Raw genomic sequence first — 7804 nt, 5'->3', positions numbered from 1 at the left:
AGGATGTCGGCGCGGCTCCGGTCGATGGTGGCTGTGGCGCCCTTCACGATCCCGGTGAACATGCCGACCTGGGCCAGGATCAGCAGGCCCGAAAAGGCCAGCGCGATCACGGCGGCCATGTACCGGCGCCATTCATAGATGAGCGTGGCCAAGGCCAGTGGCATGACGTCCCTCCAACGGCGCAAACATGTGTGGCCCTGGCGGTCGGGAGCCTAGTTAAATCCACGTAAGGCGGCGCGTTCTCGGGCCTAATTGCATGAATTATAAGTAACTTTCCAGCCGGGCCTCGGCTAAGCCATTGATCGCAAAAGCCCCTAGCCATGGGGCTGTTACATTGTTACGGATCGCCACCCCGCGACCTCCCCTGGCTCGCGAAACCGCATCGGGATGTTCATGCTTCGACAGACCTTGGGGGGAGCCTTCGCGCTCGCCGCCGCCATCGCCCTCTCCGCCGCCCCGGCCCTCGCCGACGAAGGCATGTGGACCTACGACAACTTCCCGGCCGCCAAGGTGGCCCAGGCCTACGGCGTCAAGACCGACCAGAAGTGGCTCGACCGCGTCCAGGCGGCCTCGGTGCGGCTGACCAGCGGCTGCTCGGCCTCCCTGGTCTCCAAGGAAGGGCTGGTCTTCACCAACCACCACTGCGTCGTCGACTGCGTCCAGAGCCTGTCGGACGGCAAGACCGACTATGTGAAAGACGGTTTCCTCACCACCGCCCGGACCGAGGAGAAGAAGTGCCCCGGCATGCAGGCCGAGGTCCTGGTCTCCATCACCGACCTCACCGGCGAGATCGGCAAGGCCACCGCCGGCAAGACCGGGATCGATTTCGTCAAGGGCCGCGACGCCGCCAAGGGCGCGGCCGAGACCGCCGCCTGCGGCAAGGACGAGGCCTTCCGCTGCCAGCTGGTCACCCTGTACCGCGGCGGCCAGTACAAGCTCTACAAGTACCGCAAGTACTCTGACGTCCGCCTGGTCTTCGCCCCGGAGATCGCGACGGCCTTCTTCGGCGGCGACCCGGACAATTTCAACTTCCCGCGCTTCAATCTCGATACCGCCTTCGTGCGCCTGTACGAGAACGGCAAGCCCATCGCCTCGCCCCAGCACCTGATCTGGCAGAGCCGGGCCCCCAAGGACGGGGAGGTCACCTTCGTCTCCGGCAATCCTGGCGGCACCGACCGGATGCTGACGGTGTCCCAGCTGCAGACTCAGCGCGACCTGGCCCTGCCCATCGGCCAGCTGCAGCGCTCCGAACTGCGCGGCCGGCTGATCGCCTTTGGGGAGCGCGACGCGGAGTCCAGGCGCATCGCCACCGATCCCCTGTTCGGCGTCGAGAACAGCTTCAAGGTCTTCTACGGCCGCCAGTTCGCCCTCAACGACCCGGCCTTCATGGAGGCCAAGCGCGCCGCCGAGGCCGAGCTGCGCGCCAAGGTCGCCGCCGATCCCAAGCTGGCCGCCGACATCGGCGACCCGTGGGGCGAGATCGCCAAGGTCCAGGGCCCCTACGCCGACCGCTACCTGCGCCTGCGCCAGCTGGAGAGCGGCGCCGGATCTCTGTCGGAGCTCTTCCTGTTCGCCCGCGAACTGGTCCGCGCCGGCCAGGAGCGCGCCAAGCCCTCGGCCGAGCGCCTCCCGGAATACGGAGATGCGGGCCTCGCCCTGATGGCCAAGCAGATCCTCGACGAACAGCCGGTGGACGCCGCTTTGGAGCAGCTCTATCTCAGCTTCTGGCTGTCCAAGACCCGCGAGTACCTCACCGTCGACGACGCCGCGGTGCAGCAGCTGCTGGGCAAGGAAAGCCCGGAGGCCATGGCCGCCCGCCTAGTGGCCGGGACCAAGCTCGCCGACCCCGCCGAGCGCAAGCGCCTCTGGGACGGCGGTCTGCCCGCCATCCTGGCGTCGACCGATCCGATGATCCAGCTCGCCCTGCGCATCGACCCCGCCGCCCGCGCCGTCCGCACCGCCTGGGAGACCGAGGTCAGCGGCCCCACCGACCGGGCCGCCGAGCGCATCGCCCGGGCCAAGTTCGCCGCCTATGGCGACGCGGTCTATCCCGACGCCACCTTCACCCTGCGCCTGTCCTACGGAAAGGTCGCCGGCTGGACCCATCGCGGAACCACCATCGCCCCCTTCACCACCTTCGCTGGCCTCTATGACCGCGCGACGGGCGCCGAGCCCTTCCAGCTCGCGCCGCGCTGGGTGGCGGCCAAGGACAAACTGAACCCGGCCACGGTGTTCAACTTCGTCACCACCAACGACATCATCGGCGGCAATTCCGGCTCCCCGGTGCTGAACGCCAAGGCCGAGATCCTGGGCGCCGCCTTCGACGGCAACATCCACTCCCTCGGCGGCAACTACGGCTACGACCCCACCCTCAACCGGACGGTGGTCGTGGCGACGTCGGCGGCCACCGAGGCCCTGGAAAAGGTCTACGGCCAGACCGCCCTGGTGAAGGAACTGACGGGGAAGTAGGGGGCGCCTCGCCTCTGCGTAGCGGGGGAGCCGGAGCTCCGCCGCTGCTCAGCGGATTGTCGACTGGATCGTCTTTTCTTCGTCAGGGCGCCGCCCTTTGTTAGGGGCCCACCAGGCGATATCCCGGAAACGAGGGTCATCCGTCAGAGCCGCATTCAATCGGCTGAGAGTCTCGCCATGGAGCGCCGTCGGCGGTCGCTTGAACAGCTTATCGACGAAGGTTCGACCCTTGTCCTCAACGAGCACACGATAGGTCTCGCCGATCTCGTGGATATCACAGGTGAAGCGTGGTCCCGAGGGCCCGAAGCTGAAGCGCCACCCATTGTCGGTCGTTGGCAGTGGCGACCACACCTGATGACCAAGGCTGCTCAGCAGTCCAACAACGGCGTCGGCGCAACCTCGACCCAGTCCCATATCGTCGGCTTGCCGCTCGCCAATCTCCTCAAAAAGATCGGCGCGGAACTCCACCCAGGAGCCCACCTGCGCAGCGACAGACTCGCAGACGGGCGATAGGGATCCAGGTAAGTCGCGAGCGACTTCGTCATCAAAGTACCAAGCCAGATCATAGAACCGCGGGTCAGCCGCCAGTTCCCTGTCCAGGAGAGTCAGAACTTCAACATAGGCGGGATGGGGCGGCTTTCGTGAGACGCCGCCGAACGGCGAACTGGTCATGTCGATGCACAGCAGTTGGATTCTGTCGGTTTCCGTTACTTGGCACCAGAACCGGCGCTCGAGCGCGTGGAAATCAAACTCCCAGCCGTGCTCGCCAGCGTATTCCGGCTGTGAAACCTCATACCCCTGAGCAGCTAGTAACCCCCCGATGGCTTCGGCTACGCCGCGTCCGCCGAATTGGACGATATCATGCTCGTCCTCGATCTGGTCGCTGGGAAGGTCGGTCCGCAACTCCGCCCAAGGCCTCACCTTCAACGCGGCTCCTCCTCATCAAGTTGGTCGTAGACAACGCTGCCCGCTTCTACGCCCCGCTACCGACGACGGCTTTCAACGGTCGGGGCGCCCCGTGCCAGCTGCGCTGAGTTCGACCTGGACTATGACGCAATCCGCTCAATTTCGCAAGAACAAAAGAAGAACATTTGGCGCTTGTGCCCTACCGCAACCCCGCCGCCTTCGCCTCGCTGCGGTCCTTCGACCAGCGGTAGGCCAACAGAGCCACGATCGCCGCGCGCAGCGCCCACAGCAGCAGGTCACTCGTCCCCGGCGGCGCAAGCAGGCTGACCGGCAGGCCGGCGAATAGTAGCAGCTTCAGGCTCCAGCGGCGCCAGAGGCGCGCCCGGTAACCCGCCCGCCACGCCGCATGCTCGGCGTCTTCCTCGGAGGCCGAGCCCGTCAGCACACCCGCCGGCACGGCGATCCGCTCTACCTTCGCCGCAGGCGCAGCCACCCGCGCCGCCATCGGCGGGGAATAGGTCGGAACCTGGCGGCGTCCAAAGCTCATGGCGCCAGCATGCGCCGCCAGTCTGAACGCCGCGTTAGTCGGGCTTGCCCAGCGGCGTTGAGTCGAAGATCGACTGTTCGTCGGCCGTCATGTCCACCGGCACGTCGGCGAACAGCGGGGTCGACAGATACCGCTCCCCGGTGTCGGGCAGCATGCACAGGATGTTGGCCCCCTTGGGCGCGGCGGCCGCCACCTTCAGGGCGCCCGCGAAGGTCGCGCCGGAGGTGATGCCCACGAAGATGCCCTCCTGGTCGGCCAGCTTCTTGCTCATGGCCATGGCCTCAGGCCCGGGGATCGGCAGCACCTGGTCGATCAGCTTGGCGGTGACCGCGTCGCCGGTCAGCTTGGGGATGAAGTCCGGCGTCCAGCCCTGCATGGGGTGCGGCTTCCAGGCGGTGTGGCCGGCGGCGGCGCTGCCGTCGGGATTGCGCGCCTGCTCCGCGCCGCTGCCCAGCAACTGGGCGTCCTCGGGTTCGCAGACCACGATCTTGGTCTTGGGGCTTTTCTCGGCCAGCACGCGGGCCACGCCCTTCAGCGTCCCGCCGGTGCCGTAGCCGGTCACCCAGTAGTCCAGGGTCTCGCCCGCGAAGTCCTCCAGGATCTCCAGGGCCGTGGTGCGCGAGTGCATGTCCGGATTGGCTTCATTCTCGAACTGCCGGGTCAGGAACCAGCCGTGCTTCTCCGCCAGCTCCACGGCCTTGGCCACCATGCCCGTCCCGCGCAGACTTGCAGGCGTCGTGACCACTTTCGCACCTAAGAACCGCATCAGCTTGCGCCGCTCGACCGAGAAGCTCTCGGCCATGGTGACCACCAGGGGATAGCCCTTCTGGGCGCAGACCATGGCCAGGCCGATGCCGGTATTGCCGCTGGTGGCCTCGATCACCGTCTGGCCGGGCTTCAGGGCGCCGGACTTCTCGGCCGCCTCGATCACGCCGAGCGCCAGGCGGTCCTTCACCGAGCCCAGCGGATTGAAGGCCTCGACCTTGACCCACAGGTTCACGCCGGCCGGCCCCAGCTTGTTGATCCGCACCACCGGGGTGCGGCCGATGGTTTCGAGGATGTTTTGATATCGGGCCATCTTGGGGCCTCCGGTCTTGCGCGGACGTTGTTGCGCCTCAACCTATGGGCCTGTCGCTCATCCGCAAGGGGCGCCAAGCCGCGCGGCTAGTCGAAGGCCACACCCATCGTCGTCGCGGCCTCCTCGTGCCAGTCCTTCCGCGTGCGGGAATAGATCAGGCAGTCGGCCGGATCGCCCGCCCCGAACCCGGAACTGCGCAGCAGCCCCTCGCGGGTGAAACCACACCGCTCGGCCAGCCCCCATGAGGCGGTGTTCCAGGTCTCGATGATCAGTTGCTGGCGAAAGACGCCGGGCCGCTCGGAAAACAGCTGGTCGGAGAAGGCGCGCACCGCCGGCGCCGCCAGCCCGCGTCCCCGGTCGGCGGGATCATGCAGGATGTAGCCCAGCTCCATCCCGTGGATGCAGGGCGCGGCGCGATAGAACTGGCAGGTCCCCACCAGCCGCCCGTCGGCCTCAATCGCCACCGCGCCCGCCTCCTCGGCCCAGAATCCCGTGGCGGCGAAGGTCTGCGCCAGCCGCGCGGGCTCGGTCATCGGTTCGGTGATGCTGACGGTGAAGGGATAGCGCGCGACCTGGGCGAGGTCGGCGGCGGCGATACGGCGGATGGTCATGGGAAGCCTTTGGACATGAGGGAACGCGCCCGTGTCAGGGGCGGGGAGGGCGCTCGCGTCGCGCCGATGTCCGGGGTCAGGCCATGGGGTGAGGCTAGCCCATGACGGCGAGGCGTCAACGCCACAGATCCTCCCCCAGCGCGACAGCGCGATGTGGGGAGGTGGCGCGGACCGCAGGTCCGGGCCGGAGGGGGATCGACGTCGTCGACACAGGCCGCCCGCAAACAGGAGTCAAAGTCCCCCTCAGGCTCTTCGCGCCAGCTCCCCCAGGAGGGGAGCATCTCGAGCGACGCTACGCCGGGTCACCCTTCCGCCCCCCGCAAGCCCGCCCTAAGCTCGTCCCCAACAGATCGAGAGGAAACACCATGGCCCAAGACACCCAACTCGCCGGCAAGACCTGCTTCGTCGCCGGCGCTTCCAGCGGCATCAATCTCGGCATCGCCAAGCGCTTCGCCGCCGCCGGCGCCAATGTCGTCATCATCAGCCGCAGCGAGGAGAAGATCGCCGCCGCCGCCAAGGAGGTCTCCACCTTCGGTAAGCCCTGCATCGGCATCGCCGCCGACGTCCGCGACTACGCCGCCGTCGAGGCGGCGCTGAAGCGCACCCACACCGAGTTCGGTGAAATCGACATCGTGCTCTCCGGCGCGGCCGGCAACTTCGTGGCCCCGGCGCTCGGCATGAGCGCCAACGGCTTCAAGACCGTCGTCGACATCGATCTGATCGGCACCTTCAACGTCCTGCGCGCCTCCTTCGAGTTCCTGCGCCGTCCGGGGGCGAGCCTGATCTCCATCACCGCCGGCCAGGGCGAACGCGCCTCACTCTTCCAGTCCCACGTCTGCGCCGCCAAGGCGGGCATCAACATGCTCACCAAGTGCCTGGCCCTGGAGTGGGGACCCGGCGGCGTCCGCGTCAACGCCATCTCCCCCGGTCCCATCGCCGACACCGAGGGCATGGCCCGCCTGGCCTCCACCCCGGAAGCCGAGGAACGCGTGAAGAGCCGCAATCCGATGCGTCGCTACGGGACCAAGGACGAGATCGCCGACATGTGCCTATTCCTCTCGTCGGACCAGGCCAAGTACGTCAACGGCGCCATCATCCCCGTCGACGGCGGCTCCGGCTGCGGCGACGCCTCGGGCAACGCCCTGGCCAACTACGCCTAGAGACCCTCTCGTCTTCCTCCCCCGGGAACGGGGGAGGAGATAGGCGCTACCCCGCCGGCGCCCGCAGCAGGGCGGTCAGCGAGCCATCCGCTTCAAGGAAGACCGCCTCGGCGTCATCAAGCTGTTCCGATCCGGCCTGCCGCACAGCGGCGACCACCTCGTCTTCGGTGATCCTCTCCGCGCGCATCGCGCCGGTCAGCAGTCGACCAGATCGCAACAACAGGGTCGGCTCGGCCTTCACAAGGTCGTTGAACCGACGGCTGCGCACGGTGGCCCAGGATAGCGCGAACTGCATTCCCACCAACAGGGCAAGCGCCGTCAGTCCCTCGACGAGCGCCAGGTCCTTTGAGGTGATGATCGAGGCCAGGGTGGAGCCCAGCGCCACGGTGACCACGAAGTCGAAGGCGTTGAGCTTGGCCAGAGTGCGTTTGCCCGACGCTCTCAGGACCAGGGTCAGCCCGAGATACGCCGCGGGCGCGATGATGAGGATGCGCGCAATACCGTCCCATCCGTCGAACAGGGCCGACGAGGAGATCACCGCCGTCAGGCGCGGCCGAGATTGCCGGCCGGGTCACCCGCCGAGCCGCCGCTACCGGGCTCTCCGATCGGGCCTTCCCCGGTCGGTCCCAACTTCGCCCCGCTACTCTTCAGCCCGTTGATCGTCGCCTGGTCCAGATCGGCGCGCGACAGGGCCGACCAGTCGGCGAACGGTCGCGTCTCGACAATGGCTTGTGCGTTGGCCTCATCAAGGCCCGGCAACCGGCGAAGCTCTTCGGCCGTCGAGCTGTTCAAGCTGATTTGCGCATAGTCGGTCATGGCGTCGCTCCTTGTGCTGCTGATGCGCGAACAAGGGTCGCGGCGCGCGAAGAGTTGCATCACGACCTGGCGCCTGCGGACTTCAGCCGCCGGAGGCCGCGAGGAACACCGCATACTGCGCCTCGAACGCCCGCCGATAGGCCGGCCGGGCCTCAGCGCGGGCGAGGTAGGCGGCCAGGTTCGGATATTCCGCCACCAGGCCTGAACTCCCCAGCCG

Annotated in this window: 8 protein-coding genes and 1 pseudogene; 2 read left to right on the top strand and 7 right to left on the bottom strand. The window is 67.5% G+C overall.

The annotated features are described in order from the left end of the window. A pseudogene (locus AAC997_RS09925) lies at positions 1–164 on the bottom strand (ABC transporter permease); the annotation flags it as partial. A 229-nt stretch (positions 165–393) separates the two neighbouring features. On the opposite strand from AAC997_RS09925, the gene AAC997_RS09920 reads away from it, so the two are divergent. Beyond that, entirely contained in the window at positions 394–2469 is a 2076-nt protein-coding gene (locus AAC997_RS09920) for a S46 family peptidase (protein WP_340645537.1), read from the top strand. 48 nt (positions 2470–2517) lie between these two features. Here AAC997_RS09920 and AAC997_RS09915 read toward each other — a convergent pair whose 3' ends face one another. The 4 genes from AAC997_RS09915 to AAC997_RS09900 form a co-directional block, all read right to left on the bottom strand. Then, positions 2518–3372, bottom strand: a complete 855-nt coding sequence (locus tag AAC997_RS09915; protein WP_340645536.1) for a hypothetical protein — start codon at positions 3370–3372, stop codon at positions 2518–2520. A 202-nt stretch (positions 3373–3574) separates the two neighbouring features. Beyond that, positions 3575–3922: a hypothetical protein gene (locus AAC997_RS09910; protein ID WP_340645535.1), complete on the bottom strand. Its 348-nt coding sequence runs from the start codon at positions 3920–3922 to the stop codon at positions 3575–3577. Positions 3923–3956: 34 nt separating this feature from the next. Next, positions 3957–5000: a cysteine synthase A gene (gene cysK, locus AAC997_RS09905; RefSeq protein WP_340645534.1), complete on the bottom strand. Its 1044-nt coding sequence runs from the start codon at positions 4998–5000 to the stop codon at positions 3957–3959. A gap of 86 nt (positions 5001–5086) precedes the next feature. Beyond that, the gene (locus AAC997_RS09900; protein WP_340645533.1) at positions 5087–5611 is read right to left on the bottom strand and encodes a GNAT family protein; all 525 of its coding nucleotides are present in this window, start codon (positions 5609–5611) and stop codon (positions 5087–5089) included. 365 nt (positions 5612–5976) lie between these two features. On the opposite strand from AAC997_RS09900, the gene AAC997_RS09895 reads away from it, so the two are divergent. Next, positions 5977–6771 carry an SDR family oxidoreductase gene (locus tag AAC997_RS09895; RefSeq protein ID WP_340645532.1) on the top strand — a complete coding sequence of 265 codons (795 nt, stop codon included), beginning with the start codon at positions 5977–5979 and terminating at the stop codon, positions 6769–6771. A 46-nt stretch (positions 6772–6817) separates the two neighbouring features. Here AAC997_RS09895 and AAC997_RS09890 read toward each other — a convergent pair whose 3' ends face one another. Both AAC997_RS09890 and AAC997_RS09885 read right to left on the bottom strand, forming a co-directional pair. Further along, positions 6818–7309: a YetF domain-containing protein gene (locus AAC997_RS09890; RefSeq protein ID WP_340645531.1), complete on the bottom strand. Its 492-nt coding sequence runs from the start codon at positions 7307–7309 to the stop codon at positions 6818–6820. A gap of 5 nt (positions 7310–7314) precedes the next feature. Further along, positions 7315–7587, bottom strand: coding sequence for a helix-hairpin-helix domain-containing protein (locus AAC997_RS09885; RefSeq protein WP_340645530.1), 273 nt, complete (start codon positions 7585–7587; stop codon positions 7315–7317). Between the last annotated feature and the right edge of the window lie 217 nt (positions 7588–7804).

Source organism: Phenylobacterium sp. (assembly GCF_037968635.1).
Classification (GTDB): Bacteria; Pseudomonadota; Alphaproteobacteria; order Caulobacterales; family Caulobacteraceae; genus Phenylobacterium.
Note: the sequence above shows the minus strand (reverse complement) of the source record. Positions and strands in the feature narration are given on the sequence as shown.

Coding starts and splice junctions, on each gene's coding strand:
- AAC997_RS09920 (WP_340645537.1), top strand. CDS start 394: ATGCTTCGACAGACCTTGGGGGGAGCCTTCGCGCTCGCCGCCGCCATC.
- AAC997_RS09900 (WP_340645533.1), bottom strand. CDS start 5,611: ATGACCATCCGCCGTATCGCCGCCGCCGACCTCGCCCAGGTCGCGCGC.
- AAC997_RS09885 (WP_340645530.1), bottom strand. CDS start 7,587: ATGACCGACTATGCGCAAATCAGCTTGAACAGCTCGACGGCCGAAGAG.
- AAC997_RS09895 (WP_340645532.1), top strand. CDS start 5,977: ATGGCCCAAGACACCCAACTCGCCGGCAAGACCTGCTTCGTCGCCGGC.
- AAC997_RS09910 (WP_340645535.1), bottom strand. CDS start 3,922: ATGAGCTTTGGACGCCGCCAGGTTCCGACCTATTCCCCGCCGATGGCG.
- cysK (WP_340645534.1), bottom strand. CDS start 5,000: ATGGCCCGATATCAAAACATCCTCGAAACCATCGGCCGCACCCCGGTG.